Source organism: Streptomyces sp. NPDC102278 (assembly GCF_044766345.1).
Lineage (GTDB): Bacteria > Actinomycetota > Actinomycetes > Streptomycetales > Streptomycetaceae > Streptomyces.
The window spans coordinates 290,287-311,199 of the sequence record NZ_JBIWLV010000010.1 but is presented as its reverse complement, the minus strand read 5'-3'; the positions used below and the strand labels follow the sequence as shown (position 1 = coordinate 311,199).

Below are 20,913 nucleotides of genomic sequence, written 5' to 3'. Positions count from 1 at the left end.
TCGAGGAAGGCCAACAGGTCAACGAAGGCGACCTCATCGTCGTCCTCGAGGCCATGAAGATGGAACAACCCCTCAACGCACACCGCTCCGGCACCATCGTCGGCCTCAAGGCCGAAGTAGGCGCCTCCCTCACCTCCGGCGCCGGCATCTGCGAGATCAAGGACTGATACATGGCATTGCGCTGAATTCGTCTGCGGAATTCTTGCGAGTCCTGACAATTCCCTGACGTAATCGCCGTTGAAAACGTCATTCGGGCCTCGCATACTAATTCCAATTCATGGGTCGTGAGGAGAGGGAACGAATGCACAGCACTTTGATCGTGGCGCGGATGGACCCCGGTTCCAGCATTGACGTGGCCAAGCTCTTCGGTGAGTTCGATGCCACCGAGATGCCCCACCGCATGGGTACGCGTCGCCGGCAGCTTTTCGAATACCGGGGGCTGTACTTCCATCTGCAGGACTTCGACACCGACAACGGTGGCGAGCTGATCGAGGCCGCCAAGGGCGACCCGCGCTTCGTGGGCATCAGCGAGGACCTCAAGCCGTTCATCGGGGCCTACGACCCCGCCACCTGGCGTTCCCCCGCCGACGCGATGGCGAAGCGCTTCTACAACTGGGAGGCGTCCGCGTGACCGGCCGACGTGTGGTCATCACCGGCATCGAGGTGCTCGCGCCCGGTGGTGTCGGGACCAAGAACTTCTGGAACCTGCTGAGCGAGGGCCGTACCGCGACCCGCGGCATCACCTTCTTCGACCCCAGCCCCTTCCGCTCGCGGGTCGCCGCCGAGATCGACTTCGATCCCCAGGAACACGGCCTGACCCCGCAGGAGATCCGGCGCATGGACCGGGCCGCGCAGTTCGCGGTGGTCGCCGCCCGCGGCGCCGTCGCCGACAGCGGCATCGACCTGGAGACGTACGACCCGTACCGCGTCGGCGTCACCATCGGCAGCGCCGTCGGCGCCACGATGGGCCTGGACGAGGAGTACAACGTCGTCAGCGACGGCGGCCGACTCCACCTGGTGGACCACGAGTACGCGGTCCCGCACCTCTACAACTACCTGGTGCCGAGCTCCTTCACCGCCGAGGTCGCCTGGGCCGTCGGCGCGCAGGGCCCCAGCACCGTGGTCTCCACCGGCTGCACCTCCGGCATCGACTCGGTGGGCCACGCCGTGGACCTGCTCCGCGAGGGCTCGGTCGACGTGATGATCGCCGGTTCCTCGGACGCGCCGATCTCGCCGATCACCATGGCCTGCTTCGACGCCATCAAGGCGACCACGCCCCGCCACGACGACCCCGGTCACGCCTCCCGCCCCTTCGACGGAACCCGCAACGGCTTCGTCCTGGGCGAGGGCGCGGCGGTGTTCGTCCTGGAGGAGCTGGAGCACGCCAAGAAGCGCGGCGCGCACATCTACGCCGAGATAGCCGGCTACGCCACCCGCTCCAACGCCTACCACATGACCGGTCTGCGGCCGGACGGCAAGGAGATGGCGGAGGCCATCCGGGTCGCGCTGTGCGAGGCCAAGATGAACCCGACCGAGATCGACTACATCAACGCGCACGGCTCGGGCACCAAGCAGAACGACCGCCACGAGACCGCCGCGTTCAAGCGGAGCCTGGGCGACCACGCCTATCGGACCCCGGTCAGCTCGATCAAGTCGATGGTCGGGCACTCGCTCGGCGCCATCGGCTCCATCGAGATCGCCGCGTCCGCGCTGGCGATGGAGAACAACGTCGTCCCGCCGACGGCGAACCTCCACACCCCGGACCCGGAGTGCGACCTCGACTACGTCCCCCTGGTCGCCCGGGAGCAGCTCACCGACGCCGTCCTGACCGTCGGAAGCGGCTTCGGCGGTTTCCAGAGCGCCATGGTGCTGGCGCGTCCCGAGAGGAGCGTGGCATGACCACCTCGGTTGTGGTGACGGGTCTGGGCATCACGGCGCCCAACGGCCTGGGTACGGAGGACTACTGGGCGGCGACCCGGACGGGCAAGAACGGCATCGGCCGGGTCACCCGGTTCGACCCCGCCGGCTACCCGTCCACCCTCGCGGGCGAGATACCCGGCTTCTCCGACGAGGAACTGCTGCCGAGCCGGCTGCTCCCGCAGACCGACCGGATGACGCGCCTCGCGCTCGTCGCCGCCGAGTGGGCGCTGGCGGATGCCGGTGTGGACCCGCAGAGCCTGCCCGAGTACGACATGGGCGTGGTCACGGCCAGTTCGTCGGGCGGCTTCGAGTTCGGGCAGAACGAGTTGCAGAAGCTGTGGAGCCAGGGCGCGCAGTACGTCAGCGCGTACCAGTCCTTCGCCTGGTTCTACGCCGTCAACAGCGGCCAGATCTCCATCCGCAGCGGGCTCAAGGGCCCCAGCGGAGTGATCGTCAGCGACGAGGCCGGCGGCCTCGACGCGTTGGCACAGGGCCGGCGGCTGATCCGCAAGGGCACTCCGATGATCGTGTCGGGCGGTGTCGACGCCTCGATCTGCCCGTGGGGTTGGGTCGCCCAGCTCGCCGCCAAGCGGCTGAGCACCAGCGACGAGCCGACCCGCGCGTTCCTGCCGTTCGACGCGGACGCCTCGGGCTACGTGCCCGGCGAGGGCGGTGCCATCCTGATCATGGAGTCGGCGGAGTCGGCCCGTGCGCGCGGCGCGAAGATCTACGGCGAGATCGCCGGCTACGGCGCCACCTTCGACGCGGCGCCCGGCAGCGACCGGGAGCCCGCGCTGCGCAAGGCCATCGAGTTCGCCCTCGACGACGCGGGCGTTCGACCCGAGGACGTGGACGTGGTCTTCGCGGACGCCGCCGGCGTCCCGGAACTGGACCGTATCGAGGCCGAGGCCATCGGCGCCGTGTTCGGCGAGCGGGGCGTTCCCGTCACCGCGCCCAAGACGATGACGGGCCGGCTGTACTCGGGCGCGGCGCCGCTGGACGTCGCGACCGCCCTGCTGGCCATCGAGGAGGGGCTCATCCCCCCGACCGTCAACGTGCGCCCGGCCGAGGAGTACGCGCTCGACCTGGTCGTGGACCGGCCGCGCACCGCGCAGGTCCGCACCGCCCTGGTCGTGGCCCGCGGCTACGGCGGCTTCAACTCGGCCGTCGTCGTCCGCGCCGCGGACTAGTACCGCCGTACCACGCCGGCCCGCCCGCCGTCGGCCCCGCACCCCGCCCGCCCCGCCCGTCCTCGTACGACGGGCGGCCACGAACCCGGCGTCCTCCGCCGCCGCCACCCCCCGACCGGCGGCGGAGGGCGCCTTCCCCCCACCGCCTCACACCCCCCACGGACCCCCCACACACACCATCCCCACACCACCGATCCACGAGCCATGAAGGGCCCCACGTGTCCACTCAGACCTTCACCCTTGACGACCTGCGGCGGATCCTCCTCGAAGGCGCCGGCGCCGACGAGGGCGTCGACCTCGACGGCGACATCCTCGACGTCCAGTTCGAGGCGCTCGGTTACGAGTCCCTCGCCCTGCTGGAGACCGGCAGCCGCATCGAGCGCGAGTACAAGATCGTCCTCGACGAGGACCTGCTCACCGACGCCGACACCCCCCGCGCGCTGATCGCGGCCGTCAACGGCCACCTCACCGCGGTGCCCAGCGCCGCCTGAGTCGCCCGCCGCACCCAGTTCGTTCCCCGGGCCGGGCGGACGCGTTTCCGCCCGGCCCCGCCGAATCACCCCCGGACACTTACGGAGTAGACGAATCATGTCGACGCAGGAGAAGCGGATCGCCCTGATCACGGGCGCCACCAGCGGCATCGGCCTGGCCGCGGCCCGCGCACTGGGTGCCCAGGGGCACGCGGTCTTCATCGGCGCGCGCAACGCCGACAACGTCGCGGCCACGGTCAAGGAGCTCCAGGCGGAAGGCCTCGAAGCCGACGGGACGGTCCTCGACGTACGCGACTCCGCCTCGGCCGCCGCGTTCGTCCAGGCCGCGGTCGACCGCTTCGGCGGCGTCGACGTCCTGGTCAACAACGCCGGCCGGTCCGGCGGCGGCGTCACCGCGGACATAGACGAGGAGCTGTGGGCCGATGTCATCGACACCAACCTCACCAGCGTCTTCCGGCTGACCAAGGAAGTACTCAACACCGGCGGGATGCGCCACAAGAACCGCGGCCGCATCATCAACATCGCCTCCACCGCCGGCAAGCAGGGCGTCGTCCTGGGCGCCCCGTACTCGGCCTCCAAGCACGGCGTGGTCGGTTTCACCAAGGCCCTCGGCAACGAACTCGCCCCCACCGGGATCACGGTCAACGCCGTCTGCCCCGGCTACGTCGAGACGCCGATGGCCCAGCGCGTCCGCGCCGGGTACGCCGCCGCCTACGACACCTCCGAGGACGCCATCCTCGACAAGTTCCAGTCGAAGATCCCGCTCGGCCGGTACTCCACCCCCGAAGAGGTCGCCGGCATGGTCGCCTACCTCGCCTCCGACACCGCCGCCTCCGTCACGGCGCAGGCGATCAACGTCTGCGGCGGACTCGGCAACTTCTGATCCGCACCCCTTGCCACCAGGGTGCCGACGCGCCCGAGTTCTCGAAGAGGAAGCCGTCATGACAACCCGCGAGGTTGAGCACGAGATCACCATCGCCGCGCCGGCATCGGACGTGTACCGGCTGCTGGCCGACGTCGTCAACTGGCCGCGCATCTTCCCGCCCACCATCCACGTGGACCGGGTCGACTTCAACGGCACGCACGAGCGGATCCGGATCTGGGCCACCGCCAACGGCCAACCGAAGAACTGGACCTCGCGCCGCGAACTCGACCCGCAGGGCCTGCGGATCACCTTCCGCCAGGAGGTCACCACCAACCCGGTCGCCTCCATGGGCGGCGCGTGGATCATCGAGCCGCTCGACGAGACCTCCTCGCGGGTGCGGCTGCTCCACGACTACCGGGCGATCGACGACGACGCGCACGACCTCCTCTGGATCGACGAGGCCGTCGACAAGAACAGCCGCTCCGAGTTGGCGGCGTTGAAGCGGAACGTGGAGTTCGCCCACGGCGCCGAGGACGTCACGTTCTCCTTCGAGGACACCGTCACCATCGACGGCTCCGCCAAGGACGCCTACGACTTCGTCAACGAAGCGAACCTGTGGTCCGAACGCCTGCCCCACGTCGCCACCGTCCGCCTCACCGAGGACACCCCCGGCGTCCAGACCCTGGAGATGGACACCCGCGCCAAGGACGGCTCCGTCCACACCACCAAGTCCCACCGCGTCACCTTCCCCCACCACAAGATCGCCTACAAACAGGTCACCCTCCCCGCCCTGATGACCCTGCACACCGGCCACTGGACCTTCCGCGACACCGACCAGGGCGTCACCGCGAGCTCCCAACACACCGTCACCCTCAACACCGACAACATCACCCGAATCCTGGGACCCGACGCCACCGTCGCCGACGCCCGCGCCTACGTCCACACCGCCCTCTCCACCAACAGCCTCGCCACCCTCAACCACGCCAAGACCCACGCCGAAACCCTCGCCGGGAACCAGAACTGACATGGCATCGGACCACCTGGACAGCGCGCGGGGACCCCTGGACACCGACGTCCTGGTGGTCGGAGCCGGCCCCGCCGGACTGATGCTCGCCTGCGAGCTCCGGCTCGGCGGGGCCGGGGTGCTCGTCCTCGACCAGCGCCCCGGCCCGACCACCGAGTCCCGGGCGACCACGCTGCACGCCCGCACCATGGAGATCTTCGACAGTCGGGGTCTGCTGGCCGACCTGGGCACCCCGCCGTGCGAACCGCGCGGTCACTTCGGCGGCATCGCACTGGACCTCACCCTGCCCGGTTCCCACCCCGGCCAGTGGAAGGTGCCGCAACGGCGTACGGAGGAACTCCTCCAGGACCGGGCCGTCGAGCTGGGCGCGGGCCTGCTCCGCCGCCACCAACTGGTCGCCCTGACCGTCGGACCGGACGGGGTGACGGCCGACGGCATCGGCCCGGACGGCCCGGTCCGGATCACCGCCCGGTACCTGGTCGGCTGCGACGGCGAGGACAGCACCGTACGCCGGCTCATCGGCGCCGACTTCCCCGGCCGCGACGCGGAGCGCGAACTGCTGCGGGCCGACGTCGGCGGAGTCGAGACGCCCGACCGGCGCTTCCTGCGGCTGCCCGACGGCCTGGCCGTATCCGCCACCCGCGACGGCGTCACCCGCGTGATGGTGCACGAGTTCGGCAAACCGGCCGTCCCGCGCTCCGGCGCCCCCGCGTTCGACGAGGTCGTCGACGCCTGGCAGCGGGTGACCGGCGAGGACATCGCCCACGGCAGCCCCCTGTGGGTCAACGCCTTCGGCGACGCCAACCGGCAACTCGCCCGGTACCGGCACGGCCGGATCCTGTTCGCCGGCGACGCCGCGCACCAGCAGATGCCCAGCGGCGGACAGGCCCTCAACCTCGGCGTCCAGGACGCCTTCAACCTCGGTTGGAAGCTCGCCGCCGAAGTGCGCGGCGACGCCCCCGAAGGGCTCCTGGACAGCTACCACACCGAACGCCACGCCGTCGGCGCCGCGGTCCTGGCCAACATCCGGGCCCAGACCCTGCTGCTGCTCGGCGGACCCGAGGTCGAACCGGCCCGCACCCTGCTCACTGAACTCGTCGCCCTCGACGGGGTACGCACCGTACTCGCCGGGGCCGTCAGCGGACTCGGCATCCGCTACCCCGTCACGGACGACGCCGACCCCGGACGACCGGGCACGGACCACCCGCTCCTCGGCCGCCGCCTGCCCCCCTCCGCGCTGGCCGGCCCGACCGGCGACACCACCGCCGCACTGCTGCGCACCGGCCGGGGCCTGCTGCTCGACCTCGGCACGGGCGCGGACCCGGCCACCGTCGGCCCTTGGGCGGACCGGGTCGACCACGTCAGCGCCCACCCCGCGGCCGGCAGCCCGCTGACCCCCGGCGAGGCCCTCCTCGTACGGCCCGACGGACACGTCGTCTGGGCCGGCGACCCCGGCACCGACCCGCGGGGCCCGCACACCGCGCTGCGCCGCTGGTTCGGCGCACCGGCCGGCGCGCACCCCACCCACCGACACGCCGCGACCGCCGCCGCCCGCTGAGGCGGCGGCCGGCGCCGGCAACCAGGAAGGCACACTCATGGCCAAGGACGTCGACACCATCGACGCGGACGTCATCATCGTCGGCGCCGGCCCGGCGGGCCTGATGCTCGCCGGCGAGCTGCGCCTGGGCGGCGCGGACGTCATCGTCACCGAACGCCTGGAGCGACCCACCGGCCAGTCCCGCGGCCTGGGCTTCACCGCCCGCGCCCTGGAATCCTTCGACCAGCGGGGCCTCGTACCCCGCTTCGGCGGGCTGGAGACCAGCCCGCTGGGCCACTTCGGCGGGGTGCAGTTCGACTTCACCGCGCTGGAGGACGCCCACTTCGGGGCCCGCGGCATCCCGCAGTCGCGGACCGAGACGGTCCTGGAGGACTGGGCCCGCGAGCTGGGGAGCGACATCCGGCGCGGGTGGGAGTTCCTCGACCTGGAGCAGGACGCGGACGGGGTCACCGCCACCGTCGCCGGCCCCGACGGCGAACAGCGGCTGCGCGCCCGCTGGCTGGTCGGCGCCGACGGCGGACACAGCCTGGTGCGCAAGGTCGCCGGGTTCGCCTTCCCCGGCACCGATGCCACTCGGGGCATGTACCTCGCCGACGTGGTCGGCTGCTCGATCCCGCCCCGCTTCCTCGGCGAGCGCGTACCGGCCGGCATGGTGATGGCCGCGCCGCTCGCCGAGGGCGTGGACCGCATCATCGTGTGCGAGCACGGCGCCCCGCCCGCCGACCGCAGCCAGAGCCCCGACTTCGCGGAGGTCGCCGCGGCCTGGCAGCGCCTGACCGGCGAGGACATCTCCAGCGGCGGCGCCGACTGGGTCAGCTCCTTCACCGACGCCACCCGGCAGGCGAGCGAGTACCGGCGCGGGCGCGTACTGCTGGTCGGCGACGCGGCCCACATCCACCTGCCCGCCGGTGGACAGGGCCTGAGCACCGGCGTCCAGGACGCCGTGAACCTCGGCTGGAAACTGGCCGCGACCCTCGCCGGCTGGGCCCCCGAAACGCTGCTCGACACCTACCACGACGAGCGCCACGCCGTCGGGACGCGACTGCTGACCAACACCCTCGCCCAGGGCACCGTGTTCCTCGGCGGCGTCGAATCGGAGCCGCTGCGGGCCCTGTTCACCGAGCTGATCGCCCTGGACCCGGTCAAGCGCCACCTCGCCGGCATGGTCAGCCACCTGGACGTCCGCTACGACGTCGCCGCGGCCCCGGCCGCAGGCGAGGACCCCGCCGCGCCCGGGGAAGGCCACCCGCTGCTCGGTCGCCGGCTCCCGCCGCGCGACCTGATCACGGCCGACGGCCCGGTGGGCACCGCCGACCTGCTGCACCCCGCCCGCGGCGTCCTCCTCGACCTCGCCGACGACCCCGAGGTGCGCGAGGCCGCCGCCGGCTGGAAGGACCGGGTCACCACGACCACCGGCGTCCCCCGGGACCCGGCCGTCTTCGCGGGTGCCACGGCCGTCCTGGTCCGCCCCGACGGCTACGTCGCCTGGGCGGGCACCGACCCCGCCGAACTGGCCCCGGCCCTGCGGCAGTGGTTCGGCACCCCCGCCTGACCCTGCCCGGCCCCCGCGACGGGCGCGGTCAGGCACCGCGCCCGGCCCCGGGGGCCGCCCCGCCCACCGTCCCAGGAAGAGACCATGAGTCGAAGAACCCACCGGCCCGCCCACGCCCGGGGAGCCCTGTGAACGCCCCCGTACTCCTGCCCGTCGGGGCGGAGGAGACCGCGCCCGGCATGTCGCCGGGTGTGCGGCCGATCACCCTGGAGGCAGGTGCCTTCACCCTGTCCGCGCTGATCGCCCAGCCCGTCGGCCCGCCCCGCGCGACCATCGTCGCGGTGCACGGCGGCGGCATGAGCGCCGGCTACTTCGACGGCCAGGCCCACCCGGACGTCTCCCTGCTCACCCTCGGCGCCCGGCTCGGCTACACCGTCGTCGCCGTGGACCGGCCCGGCTACGGGCTGTCCGCCGCGCACCTGCCGCGCGGCCAGAACCTGTCCGAACAGTCCGCCGCGCTGGGGACCGCGCTCGCCCACCTCGCCGACCGGTACCCGTCCGGCGCCGGGGTGTTCCTCGTCGCGCACTCCTTCGGCGGCAAGCTCGCCCTCACCTACGCCGCCGAACAGGCCGGACCCGGCGCCGCGGGCCCCGCCCTGCTGGGCCTGGACGTCTCCGGCTGCGGCCGGGACTACGCGGTCGACCCCGGAGACCTCCGCGACCCGCACCGGCACGGCCACTGGAAGCGGAACTGGGGCGCCCTGCGCTTCTACCCGCCGAACACCTTCCGCGACGCCGCCGCGCTCGTCGCCCCCATGCCGCTGCGCGAGCGCGCGGAGGCGGCGCGTTGGCCCGAGAGCTTCACCGCTGCCGCCGCCCGGGTGCCCGTACCGGTCCGCCTCACCTTCGCCGAGCACGAACTGTGGTGGCGTAACGACGAGGAGGACCTCAACGAGATCGCCGAACTGTTCACCGCGGCCCCGTTCGTCACCATCGACCGGCAGCCCGACGCGGGACACAACCTCAGCCTCGGCTGGGTCGCCCGCTCCTACCACCTGCGCGCCCTGGCCTTCCTGGAGGAGTGCCTGGCCCGGGCCTGAGACACGGCACGCGGGACACGGCACGGCACGGGCAGACCACGAGAGGCGAGGCGTACCACCCCCCATGGACAAGACACGCTCCAAGCCCTTCCGTTCCCTCGCGGTACGCAACTTCCGGCTGTTCGCGGCCGGGCAGGTGGTGTCCGTGGCGGGGACCTGGATGATGGTCGTGTCCCAGGACTGGCTGGTCCTGGACCTGACCGGGGACTCGGCCACCGCCCTGGGCACCCTGACCGCGCTGCAGTTCACACCGATGCTGCTGCTCACCCTGTACGGCGGCCGGCTCGCCGACCGCCACGACAAGAGGCTGCTGCTCACCCTCGCCAACCTGGCCTCCGGCGCCCTGGCCCTGGGCCTGGCCGTACTGGTCCTGGCGGGCGACGTGCGGCTGTGGCACCTGTACCTGTTCGCGATCGGGCTCGGCACCGTCAACTCCTTCGAGGTGCCCGCCCGGATGGCGTTCGTCGCCGAGCTGGTGGGACCCGACCTGCTGCCCAACGCCTCGGCGCTGAGCGCCGCCTACTTCAACACCGCCCGGGTGGTCGGACCGGCCCTCGCCGGCCTGCTCATCTCGGCCGTCGGCACCGGGCCGGTGATGCTCCTCAACGCGGTGAGCTACCTCGCCACGGTGGCGGCCCTGCGGCTGATGCGGCCCGCGGAACTGTTGCGCGCCGAACCCTCGGGCCGCGGGTCGGGGGTGACGGACGGCCTGCGGTACGTCCGCGCCCGGCCCGACCTGCTGGTCCCGTTGGCCCTGCTGGCGGTCGTCGGCCTGTTCGGTTTCAACTTCCAGCTCACCCTTCCGCTGCTCGCCAAGACCGTCTTTCACGCCGACGCCACCGCGTTCGGCCTGCTCACCACCGCCTTCGCGGCGGGCTCACTGCTCGCCGCGTTCGCCACCACCGCCCGCAGCGGGCGCCCGGCGGCCCGGACCGTCACCGGTTCGGCCCTGGCCTTCGGCGTGAGCGAGACCGCCGCCGGGTGGGCCCCGGACCACGTCTCGGCGGCCGTCCTGCTCGCCCTGACCGGTTTCGCCACCATCTACTTCGCGCAGGCGGCCAACCACCGGATCCAACTCGGCAGCGACCCGCGGTACCGGGGGCGGGTGATGGCCCTGTACACGCTGATCCTCCAGGGCCTCACCCCCCTGGGAGCCCTCCTCGTGGGCTGGCTGGCCAGCCGTTACGGGGCGCGCTCGGGCCTGTGGGTCGGCGGATCGGTGTCGCTGCTCGCCGCCTTGGCGGCGCTGCTCGCGGGCCGGACCCGGCGCGGTTCCCGGACCGCGCCGGACACCGGACCCCAGTCCTGCGGACCCACTCCCCTTCCCCCGACCCGGTCCGCCGGCCGCCCCTGATCCACGGCGGAACCCCGGCGCGCACCCGACGAAAGGCACCGACATGACCGACGACATCGCGCACGGCTCGATCGGGCACCTCCCGGACCTGTCCGAACTGCGCGTCATGAGCCCGGACGTCCTCACCGCCACCCTCGCCCACTGCCTGCGCCTGCACGTGGACCAGCTGCTCCAGGTTCCGCCGGGCCATCGCACCAGCCCGTACCAGCCCCTGCGCACCCAGGGGCTGGACCTGCTCAACGCCCTGCACCTGGCCCGGGGGATCCGCCGGGACCTGGGGGCGGAGGTGGCGGCCCAGACGCTGCTCGACGGCACCCTGACCGAACTCGCCGAGCTGCTGGCCCCCCGGCTGGCGATCACCGGTGCGCCGCCCGTCGACCGGCCCGAGACCGCCACCGTCTGAGCCGCGGGCCGTACCGCCGTCATCCGTACCGACCCCGCACGCCGACCCCGCACGCCGACACCGGACAGGAGACCCACCATGCCGCCCGCGATATCCGAGGCGCTCACCGCACGGCTCACCGAACTGGAGGCCCACAAGGAGGAGGCACGCAACGGCCCGGACCCCAAGGCCACCGAACGCCAGTACGCGAAAGGGAAGTTGACCGCGCACGAGCGGATCGCCCTGCTGTTGGACAAGGGCAGTTTCAGCGAGGTGGAGTCGCTGCGCCGGCACCGTGCCACCGGTTTCGGCCTGGAGGCGAAGAAGCCGTACGGCGACGGTGTCATCACGGGGTGGGGCACGGTCGAGGGCCGTACGGTCTTCGTCTACGCGCACGACTTCCGGATCTTCGGCGGCGCGCTGGGCGAGGCCCACGCGACGAAGATCCACAAGATCATGGACATGGCCATCGCGGCCGGAGCCCCGCTGGTCTCCCTCAACGACGGGGCCGGCGCCCGTATCCAGGAGGGCGTCTCCGCCCTCGCCGGCTACGGCGGCATCTTCCAGCGCAACACCAAGGCCTCGGGCGTCATCCCGCAGATCTCGGTCATGCTCGGCCCCTGCGCCGGCGGCGCCGCCTACTCCCCGGCCCTCACCGACTTCATCTTCATGGTCCGCGACATCTCCCAGATGTTCATCACCGGCCCGGACGTGGTCCGCGCGGTGACCGGTGAGGAGATCACCCAGAACGGCCTCGGCGGCGCCGACGTGCACGCCGGCACCTCGGGCGTCGCCCACTTCGTCCACGACGACGAGGAGACCTGCCTGGCGGAGGTCCGCTACCTGATCTCCCTGCTGCCCCCCAACAACCGCGAGCTCCCGCCCCGGGTGCTCACCGGGGACCCCGCCGACCGCCTCGGCGACCGGCTCCTGGAGCTGGTGCCGGCCGACGGGAACCGCTCGTACGACATCCGCGGCGTCATCGAGGAACTCGTCGACGACAGCGAGTTCATGGAGGTCCACGCCGCCTGGGCGCAGAACATCGTGTGCGGACTCGCCCGGATCGACGGCCACACCGTGGGCATCGTCGCCAACCAGCCCGCCTCGACCGCCGGCGTCCTGGACATCAAGGCGAGCGAGAAGGGCGCGCGGTTCGTACAGTTCTGCGACGCCTTCAACATCCCGCTCGTCACCCTCGTCGACGTCCCCGGCTTCCTGCCCGGGGTGGACCAGGAACACGAGGGCATCATCCGGCGCGGCGCCAAGCTGCTGTACGCGTACTGCAACGCCACCGTCCCGCGCGTCTCCGTGGTGCTGCGCAAGGCCTACGGCGGCGCGTACATCGTCATGGACTCCCGCTCCATCGGCGCCGACATCGCGCTGGCGTGGCCCACCAACGAGATCGCGGTGATGGGCGCCGAGGGCGCCGCGAACGTGGTCTTCCGACGGGAGATCGCGGCGGCCGACGACCCGGAGGCGATGCGCCGGGAGAAGATCGCGCAGTACAAGGAGGAACTCGTCCACCCCTACTACGCGGCCGAACGCGGCCTGGTGGACGACGTCATCGACCCGCGCGACACCCGTTCCGTACTGGCCCGCTCCCTGTCGATGCTCGCCGCCAAACACGCCGACCTGCCGCGGCGCAAGCACGGCAACCCGCCCCAGTGACCGCGCCGACCACACGAGAGGCCGACATGACCGGACCGTCCGACGAACACCTGCTGCGCATCGTCCGGGGCAACCCCTCCCCGGAGGAACTGGCCGCCCTGACCGCGATCCTGCTCGCCCGGGCCGCGGGCGCGGGCGCCGAGCCCGACGACCTGGCCCGCCGTCAGCAGGTCGTCGCGCTCTGGCGGCGCCCGGACCGGGTGTCCGGCTTCGACGGGCCGCGCACCTGGCGCTCGCCGGCGAGACCCGCGCCCCGCGCCGCCTGAAGTACGGGGCACGCGCGGGACGGTTCACGACGGGACAGCACGCGGGGGCCGGGGAATCTTCTCCCCGGCCCCCGCGTGCTGTCGTCGTCCCTTCGTCGTGTCGTCCTGGGGCCGTGTCCCGGCTCAGGCCGCCCGGGCCGCCGGCGAGGGCCGGGTCCGGTGGTCCCGCAGGACCGTGCGCAGTCCCGGCTCCACGCCGGCGAGGCGCTCCGCCGCCTCCTGCGCGTACAGCAGGGTGTCGGGCACCGCCCGCATCACGATGCGGTGGTCCCCGCCGCCCAGGATCGCCACCGCGGCCACATGGCCGTCGCACAGCGGGAGATTGCCGACGACCCAGCCCTCGGGCCGGTCCGCCGCCCGCTGTTCGCCCAGGTAGTCCAGGTGGGTACCGCGGGCCAGCCCGGTGCCGATGCCCTTGAGGTAGGCCTCCTTGCGGGTCCACAGCCGCCCGAAGGCCGCCGTGCGGCGGTCCTCGGTCAGCTGTTCCAGCTCCTCCCGTTCCACCGGGTGCAGGGCCGGCAGACAGGCCTCCGCGGTGCCGGCCGAGGGAATGCGCTGGACGTCGGCCCCCACCCGGGTCTCCGCCACCGCGACCAGGGCCAGGCCGTGGCTGTGCGAGAGGGAGAACTGGGGGGCGCCCGGCACGCCGAGCACCCGGGGCCGGCCGTTGCGACCGCCCGACCCGTCGTAGCGCTCGCCGGCGATGGCGAGATTGCGGGGCGCGATGCCCGTGTACACGGCCAGGACGCGGCGCAGACCCACGTGCGCGGCCGCGTACATGCGCTGGTCGTCGGAGCGGCGGTACGCCTCCACGCGCCGCAGCTCCCGGTCGTCCAGATCGCCCATCGGCACGTCACGGGGCGACTCGGGGGGTGGCAGCAGCCACACGTCCAGTTGCCCGTCGTCGAGGGACAGTACGTTCGCCACCGCCATCAGTGCCGGTTCTCGGCGTGGGTCTTGGCGTGGTTGAGGGTGGCGAGGCTGTTGGTGGAGAGGGCGGTGTGGACGTAGGCGCGGGCGTCGGCGACGGTGGCGTCGGGTCCCAGGATTCGGGTGATGTTGTCGGTGTTGAGGGTGACGGTGTGTTGGGAGCTCGCGGTGACGCCCTGGTCGGTGTCGCGGAAGGTCCAGTGGCCGGTGTGCAGGGTCATCAGGGCGGTGAGGGTGACCTGTTTGTAGGCGATCTTGTGGTGGGGGAAGGTGACGCGGTGGGACTTGGTGGTGTGGACGGAGCCGTCCTTGGCGCAGGTGTCCATCTCCAGGGTCTGGACGCCGGGGGTGTCCTCGGTGAGGCGGACGGTGGCGACGTGGGGCAGGCGTTCGGACCACAGGTTCGCTTCGTTGACGAAGTCGTAGGCGTCCTTGGCGGAGCCGTCGATGGTGACGGTGTCCTCGAAGGAGAACGTGACGTCCTCGGCGCCGTGGGCGAACTCCACGTTCCGCTTCAACGCCGCCAACTCGGCCTCGGCATCCAGGGCCACCCGCTCGCCGATGCGCTCCAGTGCGGCCGGGTCCTCGCCCTCGGCCCGGAACTCGTGGAACAGCCGCACCCGCGAGGAGTTCTCGTCGAGCGGCTCGACGAGCCACGCACCGCCCATCGAGGCGACGGGCGCCTCGGTGGCCAGCAGTTCGAAGTTGACCCGCAGGTCGGCGTCCTGGACGATGCGGCGCAACCGCCAGGTGCGCACCGCCCCGTCGGCGCCGGCGGTGTCCCAGACGCGCAGCCGCTGCTCACCCTCCGGGGCCTCCTCGTGGGAGACGTGGACGGTGGCGGGGAAGGTGCCGGGCCAGTTGTCGACATCGGCGATCAACCGGTGGACCGTGGCCGCCGGAACCGCCACGGTGATCTCGTGCGCCGTCTGGCGCACGCCCGCTTGCTTCATGTTCGGACTCCTCGTCCTTGAAGGGCGCGGGGAGTTGCGGGAGCCGGGTTCGCCGCAGGTCGCCGGATGGACGCGCTGACGAGGGAACACGACGTCCCGCTTCGCCCGCGAGGTGAAATCTGTGGGTGCTGTCCGCGGACGGGACGGGTGGGGGAGCGGGGGCGTACCCCGTGGGAGCGCAGAAGTGCCGCCGCCGGGCGGGGGTCCCGGCAGCGGCACTTCTGTCAGTGGGCCTCCGCCTCGGTGTGACGGCGGCGGCCTGGTTCGGGGCCCGCGTGCCCGGGTCCGTACGCGGTCCCGGCGGGGGCTCCGGCCGCCGCACAGCCGGCCGGAACCCCCACCGGGACGCGGATCACTCGCCCGCGGCGCGGGTGTGCACGACGCGGTAGGTGTTCTCGTCCTGCCAGGTCTGCAGGGCGCTCACCCGGGCGTCGACCTTGCGGCGCTCGGGCGTGCGGTCGGCCTCGGCCTGGGCGCGGAAGGCGTCGTACGCCTCCTTGCCGTCCCACTGCGAGTACGAGACGACGAACTTGCCCTCGATGCCGCGGGCGCGCAGGCCGCGCAGCACGGTGTGGCTGCGGTAGCCGGGCACGTCGAGCAGGTACTCCTGCGAGGCGCCCAGCGCGTCGACGAGGTCCTCCTGCTCCTCCTCGGCGACGCCGAAGAGCTCGATCGCCGTGTAGTCGTCGCGCTTCGGGGAGATCTCGACGCCGTCGAGTTCCGGCTTGGCCTGGACGAAGGCGATCTCGTTCTGGAGCAGCCGGATCGACGTGGTGATCTCGCCGAAGAGCGGCAGCGTACGGTGCTTGAACTCCTCGCCCGAGTAACGCACTTCGAGGTCCTCGGTGCTGCGCCACTGGATGAAGTTGGCGGTGCCCGGCTTGTCCTCGCCGGCGTGGACGGTGCTGGAGATCCAGCCGTCGTAGGCCGCGGAGTCCACGATCTCCCGCATGGCGGCGAGCAGCTTGACCTGCTTCTCGGGGGCGTCGGTCGAGAACAGGTTGAGAACAGTCAGGTGCTGACCGTCGGCTGCAATCTTCGGCATTCTCTTCTCTTCCATTCGAGGAAAATGATGTACGAACGGCCATCACTGCCGGCCGGTGTTCCCAGTGCATCTTGCTCAATGAAAGGGCGGTGGGGAAAGCCTGTTCGCGTCAGAATTCCGATCCGTTCTGTCAAGCTCCGGAAAGCCTTTGAAGGTCTTTTCACGACTTTGTCAGGGATCTGAAAAACGGCGTGGTTCCCCGAAGGGGTGGGGGTCATGCTCGGCCCATGCATCCAGGACAGGCAACCGCCGACACACGTACTCTGCTGGACCGCTACCTCATTGGTCTCGACGACGACGAACTGGACGACGCCTGGGCGGCGCGCCTGTTCACACCTGACGCCCGGGTCGAGTTCCCCATGAGCGGTCACAAGGGCCTCGCCGGCCTCGCCGCCTACCACCGCGACGCCCTGGCGGCCTTCGCCGCCACCCAGCACCTGGGATCGCCCGCGGTCGTGGACCTCGTCGACGAGGGCCGCGCCGTGCTGCGTGCCAACCTCGTCTCCACGCACGTCCACCACCCCGGGACCCCGGGCCGGCCGCTGTTCACCGTCGGCACCCTGGCGACGGGCGAGGCCGAACTGACCGGCGAGGGCTGGAAGCTGTCCGCGCTGACCTTCCGCGTCCTGTGGACCGAGGGCAATCCGCCCGTGCCCGAGGAGGCCCGATGACGATGCTCGCCGCGGGGCTCAAGGAGTCGACCCTGGCGATGATGCTGCTCGACATCGGCGTGGTCCTGCTGGCCGGGGCGGCGCTCGGCCGTCTCGCGCAGCGGCTGCGCCAGCCCGCCGTGGTCGGCGAGATCGCCGCGGGCATCCTGCTCGGTCCGAGCATCCTGGGCCTGCTGCCCGGACACCTGACCGAGCGCCTCTTCCCCGCCGAGGTGCGGCCGCTGCTGTCCGCGGTCTCCCAGGTCGGGCTGATCCTCTTCATGTTCGTGGTCGGCTGGGAGTTCGAGAAGCGCCTCATCAAGCCGCACGCCAAGCTCGCGGCCGGGGTCTCGCTGTCGTCCATCGCCGTGGCCTTCGGCCTGGGCGTGGCGCTCGCGCCGTTCCTCTACCCCGAGCACATGGTCGTGGCGGGCAAGGAGATCTCCTTCATCGCCTTCGCCACCTTCCTCGGCACGGCCATGTCGGTCACCGCCTTCCCGGTGCTGGCCCGCATCCTCACCGAGAACCGGCTGATGGAGACCAAGGTCGGCTCGCTGTCCCTGGCCAGCGCCGCCATCGACGACCTGCTCGCCTGGTGCCTGCTGGCGTACGTGTCGGCCCTGGTCGCCTCGGACGGCGACTATTCGAGCCTGGCCCGGATCGGCGCGCTCAGCGTCGGCTTCGTCGCCCTGATGTTCCTGGTCGTCAAGCCGCTCGTGGCACGCCTGGTGTGGCGCTGGGCCGCCGCCGAACGCTGGCCGGCGCTGCTGTCCGTCCTGTGCGCGGGCGCGCTCGGTTCGGCGTTCCTGACCAGCTGGATCGGCATCCACGCGATCTTCGGGGCGTTCCTGTTCGGCTTCGTGATGCCGCGCGAACCCTCCCGGGTCCTGGCGGAGCACCTGCGCAAGCCCATGGACCACGTCAGCGTCGTACTGCTCCCGGTGTTCTTCATCGTCACCGGCCTCGGCGTGGACCTCGGCGCGCTGACCGGATCGGACTACGTCGCGCTCGCCCTGATCATCCTGGTGGCCTGCACCGGCAAGCTCGTGGGCGCGATCCTCCCGGCCCGACTGGCGGGCTTCTCCTGGCGGGAGTCCAGGGACCTGGGACTGCTGATGAACACCCGGGGCCTGACCGAACTGATCATCCTGAACGCGGCCGTCAGTCTCGGCGTCCTCGACGGGCGCATGTTCACCATGCTGGTGATCATGGCGCTGGTCACGACCGCGATGGCCGGGCCCCTGCTGTCCCGCCGCCGCCCCGCGCCCGCCGCCGAACCGCTCACGGGCGGGAAGCCGACGGACACCGACGCGGCCCTGTCGCCGACCGTGCCCGCGCCGGCCGCCGACTTCATCACACCCCGTACCTGAGAGCCGAAGGCCGAAGCCGAGAGAGAGGCTTGTCGTGATTCCCGTTCAGTCAGCAACCACCGAGAACCGGGCTCCCGTCGACGGACGCGCGCTGCGCGACGTGTGCGGCCACTTCGCCACCGGTGTCACGGTCATCACCTCGGGCGGCGGCCAGGACGCCGCGGGGACCACGGTGAACTCCTTCACCTCGGTCTCGCTGGATCCGCCGCTGGTGCTCATATGCCTGCACCAGAACTCCCGGCTGCTGCCGGTGGTCCAGGAGAGCGGCGGCTTCGTCGTCAACTTCCTGACCCAACAGCAGCAGTCCATAGCCTGGGCCTTCGCCGGGCGGCAGTCCGCCCGCTTCGAGGACGTGCCGCACCACCGCTCGGAGGCCGGACTGCCGGTGCTCAGCGAGGCCCTGGCCTTCCTGGACTGCCGACTCATCGCCGAGTACGACGGCGGCGACCACACCATTCTGCTCGGCGAGGTCGTCGAACTCGACGCTCCCGGCGCCGAGGAGGACCCGCTGATCTTCTTCCAGGGGAACATGCGCGAGCTGGACCGCGAACCCGCGGACCTGCCCGCGCGCTGACCCCCGGCCGGGCGACCGGGGTCGGTCAGCGGGCGTTCCCGTCCGCCGCGTCGAACTCCTGCCGCGCGCGCTCCACCCGGGGCAGGTTGTCCGCCGACCAGTCCGCGAGGTGGGAGAAGAGCGGCGCCAGGCTGCGCCCGAGCTCGCTGATCTCGTACTCCACCCTCGGCGGCACCTCGGGGTGGTAGGTGCGCACCACGAGCCCGTCGCGCTCCAACTGCCGCAGTCGCTGGGTCAGCACCTTCGGCGTGATCGTGCCGATGTTGCGGTGCAGTTGCACGAAGCGCTGGACCCCGAACTCGTTCAGCGTCCACAGGATCGGCGTCGTCCACCGGCTGAAGACGATGTCGAGCACCGGGGCGATGGGGCAGGCCTGTTCCGACGTCACCCGGGCGGCATGCGCCGCCGCTTCGCCCGACAGGGCGGTGCTGCTGTTCATGTGAACCCTCCAGGAAGTCACTTTCCTCTAGGTACCTACTTTACTTGGGATGCTAGCTTCCCGAAAGCCACCAGAGAGCGCCGGTGTTGCAGGCCGACGCCCCTCCCGCTGTCCCCGTTCCCACCTCCCCCGTTCTCATCCCGCTTCGAGGAGTGGCATGTCCATCCAAGAGTCCCTGCGCACCACCACAACGCCGGAGGCCGGACCCGCCCGGCGCCCCGGCCTCATCCTGGCGTTCCTCTGCCTGGCCGGCTTCATGACCTTCCTCGACGTGTCGATCGTGAACGTCGCGCTGCCGACCATCGAGGACGAACTCCACATCTCCCAGACGGCACTTCAGTACGTCGTCACCACCTACGGCATGGTCCTCGGCGGCTTCCTGCTGCTGACCGGCCGCCTCGCCGACACCCTCGGTCGCCGCCGGATGCTCCAGACCGGCCTGCTCCTGTTCGCCGCCTCCTCGCTGCTCGCGGGCCTGGCCCAGAACTCCTCCATGCTGATCGGCGCCCGCGGCGCCCAGGGCCTGGGCGCGGCCTTCATCGCCACGGCCGCCCTCAGCCTGCTGACCAACAACTTCGAGGAAGGCCCGGCGCGCAACAAGGCGCTCGGCGCGTGGGGCGCCCTCAGCGGCGTCGCCGCCGTCGCCGGCGTCACCCTCGGCGGTCTGCTCACCGACGGCCCCGGCTGGCGCTGGATCTTCTTCCTCAACGTGCCCATCGGCATCGTCGGCGCCCTGATCGCCCCGCTGGTCGTCGGCGAGAGCCGCGCCGCCGAGCGCACCCGCAGCTTCGACTTCGCCGGCGCCGTCGTCCTCACCGCCGGTCTGATCCTGCTCATCTTCACCCTGGGCCAGACCATCGACGACTCCGACGTCCCGGCCGCCCGCATCTACGGCGGCTTCGCCCTGGCCGCCGTCCTGCTCGTCGCCTTCCTCTTCATCGAACGCCGCGCCAAGGCCCCGCTGATGCCGCTCGGCATCTTCCGCCGCCCCTCGCTGCGCGCCGCCAACGTCATCGCGATCCTGCTGCTGGGCACCTGCGTCAGCCTGTTCTTCTTCGCCAGCCTCTTCATGCAGCAGGTGCTGGAGTGGTCGGCCATCCGGACCGGTCTCGCCTACGTGCCCCTCGCGCTGACCACCGCGGTCGGCGCCGGCATCGCCTCCCAGGTCGTCACCAAGGTCGCCGCCAAGCCCGTCCTGATGGTCGGTCTGACGCTGGTCAGCGGCGGCATGCTGCTCCTGTGGAACGCCCCGTCCGACGCCGCCTACCTCACCGACCTGCTCCCCGCGTTCATCATCTGCGGCCTGGGTCTGGGCGCCTCCTTCGTCCCGCTCCAGATCTCCGCCTTCGCCGGCTCCGAGGAGCAGGAGGCGGGCCTGGCCGCCGGTCTCATCAACACCGCCCAGGAGATCGGCGGAGCCCTCGGCCTCGCCGTCGCCGCCACCTTCGCCTTCCGCCGGATCCCCGAGCTGACCGCCAAGGCGCACGGGGTGCCGGAACTGGTCCGCGAGGCCCGCACCACCGTCTTCCACGACGCCTTCCTCATCAGCGCCGGATTCGCCGCGGTCGCCTTCCTGGTGACCCTGGTGCTGCTGCCGCTGACCAAGGCCAAGGACCAGCCGGCCGGCACGCCGGTCCACTGA

At 71.8% G+C, this 20,913-nt stretch carries 22 protein-coding genes; 18 read left to right on the top strand and 4 right to left on the bottom strand.

All coding sequences use genetic code 11. The annotated features are described in order from the left end of the window. From ACIRO3_RS24650 to ACIRO3_RS24585, 14 genes are all read left to right on the top strand, one after another. On the top strand, positions 1–167 hold a 167-nt coding region (locus tag ACIRO3_RS24650), incomplete at its 5' end, for an acetyl-CoA carboxylase biotin carboxyl carrier protein subunit (protein ID WP_404140306.1). A 134-nt stretch (positions 168–301) separates the two neighbouring features. Continuing rightward, a complete protein-coding gene (locus ACIRO3_RS24645; protein WP_361781052.1) occupies positions 302–631 on the top strand; it encodes a TcmI family type II polyketide cyclase in 330 nt (109 codons plus the stop codon). Continuing rightward, positions 628–1,899 carry a beta-ketoacyl synthase gene (locus ACIRO3_RS24640; protein WP_267803155.1) on the top strand — a complete coding sequence of 424 codons (1,272 nt, stop codon included), beginning with the start codon at positions 628–630 and terminating at the stop codon, positions 1,897–1,899. Before ACIRO3_RS24645 ends, ACIRO3_RS24640 begins: the two co-directional genes overlap by 4 nt. Beyond that, positions 1,896–3,110, top strand: a complete 1,215-nt coding sequence (locus ACIRO3_RS24635) for a ketosynthase chain-length factor (RefSeq protein ID WP_361781056.1) — start codon at positions 1,896–1,898, stop codon at positions 3,108–3,110. Before ACIRO3_RS24640 ends, ACIRO3_RS24635 begins: the two co-directional genes overlap by 4 nt. 218 nt (positions 3,111–3,328) lie before the next feature. Next, positions 3,329–3,601 (top strand): acyl carrier protein, encoded by a 273-nt coding sequence (locus ACIRO3_RS24630; RefSeq protein WP_053677111.1) that lies wholly within the window; start codon positions 3,329–3,331, stop codon positions 3,599–3,601. Positions 3,602–3,698: 97 nt separating this feature from the next. Beyond that, entirely contained in the window at positions 3,699–4,484 is a 786-nt protein-coding gene (gene fabG, locus ACIRO3_RS24625) for a 3-oxoacyl-ACP reductase FabG (protein WP_361781059.1), read from the top strand. Between the two features lie 58 nt (positions 4,485–4,542). Next, complete coding sequence (locus tag ACIRO3_RS24620) at positions 4,543–5,490, top strand: aromatase/cyclase (RefSeq protein ID WP_404140267.1); 948 nt, start codon at positions 4,543–4,545, stop codon at positions 5,488–5,490. A gap of 1 nt (position 5,491) precedes the next feature. Beyond that, on the top strand, positions 5,492–7,048 hold the full coding sequence (locus ACIRO3_RS24615; RefSeq protein WP_404140263.1) for an FAD-dependent monooxygenase: 1,557 nt from the start codon (positions 5,492–5,494) through the stop codon (positions 7,046–7,048). A gap of 37 nt (positions 7,049–7,085) precedes the next feature. Next, complete coding sequence (locus tag ACIRO3_RS24610) at positions 7,086–8,600, top strand: FAD-dependent monooxygenase (RefSeq protein ID WP_404140260.1); 1,515 nt, start codon at positions 7,086–7,088, stop codon at positions 8,598–8,600. 179 nt (positions 8,601–8,779) lie between these two features. After that, positions 8,780–9,640 carry an alpha/beta fold hydrolase gene (locus tag ACIRO3_RS24605; protein WP_361781249.1) on the top strand — a complete coding sequence of 287 codons (861 nt, stop codon included), beginning with the start codon at positions 8,780–8,782 and terminating at the stop codon, positions 9,638–9,640. A 64-nt stretch (positions 9,641–9,704) separates the two neighbouring features. After that, positions 9,705–10,994 (top strand): MFS transporter, encoded by a 1,290-nt coding sequence (locus tag ACIRO3_RS24600; RefSeq protein WP_404140258.1) that lies wholly within the window; start codon positions 9,705–9,707, stop codon positions 10,992–10,994. Between the two features lie 43 nt (positions 10,995–11,037). Continuing rightward, complete coding sequence (locus ACIRO3_RS24595) at positions 11,038–11,397, top strand: hypothetical protein (protein WP_404140255.1); 360 nt, start codon at positions 11,038–11,040, stop codon at positions 11,395–11,397. A gap of 78 nt (positions 11,398–11,475) precedes the next feature. Continuing rightward, a complete protein-coding gene (locus ACIRO3_RS24590; protein WP_404140252.1) occupies positions 11,476–13,044 on the top strand; it encodes an acyl-CoA carboxylase subunit beta in 1,569 nt (522 codons plus the stop codon). Between the two features lie 26 nt (positions 13,045–13,070). Then, entirely contained in the window at positions 13,071–13,310 is a 240-nt protein-coding gene (locus tag ACIRO3_RS24585; RefSeq protein ID WP_361781080.1) for an acyl-CoA carboxylase epsilon subunit, read from the top strand. 123 nt (positions 13,311–13,433) lie between these two features. On the opposite strand, the gene ACIRO3_RS24580 is transcribed toward ACIRO3_RS24585, so the two are convergent. The 3 genes from ACIRO3_RS24580 to ACIRO3_RS24570 form a co-directional block, all read right to left on the bottom strand. Further along, on the bottom strand, positions 13,434–14,237 hold the full coding sequence (locus ACIRO3_RS24580; RefSeq protein WP_361781083.1) for a 4'-phosphopantetheinyl transferase superfamily protein: 804 nt from the start codon (positions 14,235–14,237) through the stop codon (positions 13,434–13,436). 5 nt (positions 14,238–14,242) lie between these two features. Further along, positions 14,243–15,193: an aromatase/cyclase gene (locus ACIRO3_RS24575; protein ID WP_404140248.1), complete on the bottom strand. Its 951-nt coding sequence runs from the start codon at positions 15,191–15,193 to the stop codon at positions 14,243–14,245. A gap of 352 nt (positions 15,194–15,545) precedes the next feature. Continuing rightward, entirely contained in the window at positions 15,546–16,238 is a 693-nt protein-coding gene (locus ACIRO3_RS24570; RefSeq protein ID WP_361781089.1) for an antibiotic biosynthesis monooxygenase family protein, read from the bottom strand. A 227-nt stretch (positions 16,239–16,465) separates the two neighbouring features. Between ACIRO3_RS24570 and ACIRO3_RS24565 the strand changes: the two genes are divergently transcribed. From ACIRO3_RS24565 to ACIRO3_RS24555, 3 genes are read left to right on the top strand one after another with little or no spacing between them, the layout of a single operon-like run. Then, positions 16,466–16,909 (top strand): nuclear transport factor 2 family protein, encoded by a 444-nt coding sequence (locus ACIRO3_RS24565; protein ID WP_361781092.1) that lies wholly within the window; start codon positions 16,466–16,468, stop codon positions 16,907–16,909. Beyond that, the gene (locus tag ACIRO3_RS24560) at positions 16,906–18,258 is read left to right on the top strand and encodes a cation:proton antiporter (protein WP_361781095.1); all 1,353 of its coding nucleotides are present in this window, start codon (positions 16,906–16,908) and stop codon (positions 18,256–18,258) included. The genes ACIRO3_RS24565 and ACIRO3_RS24560 overlap by 4 nt, the downstream gene beginning before the upstream one ends. 34 nt (positions 18,259–18,292) lie before the next feature. Continuing rightward, positions 18,293–18,832: a flavin reductase family protein gene (locus ACIRO3_RS24555; protein ID WP_329448641.1), complete on the top strand. Its 540-nt coding sequence runs from the start codon at positions 18,293–18,295 to the stop codon at positions 18,830–18,832. A 25-nt stretch (positions 18,833–18,857) separates the two neighbouring features. Here ACIRO3_RS24555 and ACIRO3_RS24550 read toward each other — a convergent pair whose 3' ends face one another. After that, the gene (locus ACIRO3_RS24550) at positions 18,858–19,271 is read right to left on the bottom strand and encodes a helix-turn-helix domain-containing protein (protein ID WP_361781098.1); all 414 of its coding nucleotides are present in this window, start codon (positions 19,269–19,271) and stop codon (positions 18,858–18,860) included. Positions 19,272–19,428: 157 nt separating this feature from the next. On the opposite strand from ACIRO3_RS24550, the gene ACIRO3_RS24545 reads away from it, so the two are divergent. Further along, positions 19,429–20,913: an MFS transporter gene (locus ACIRO3_RS24545; RefSeq protein WP_361781101.1), complete on the top strand. Its 1,485-nt coding sequence runs from the start codon at positions 19,429–19,431 to the stop codon at positions 20,911–20,913.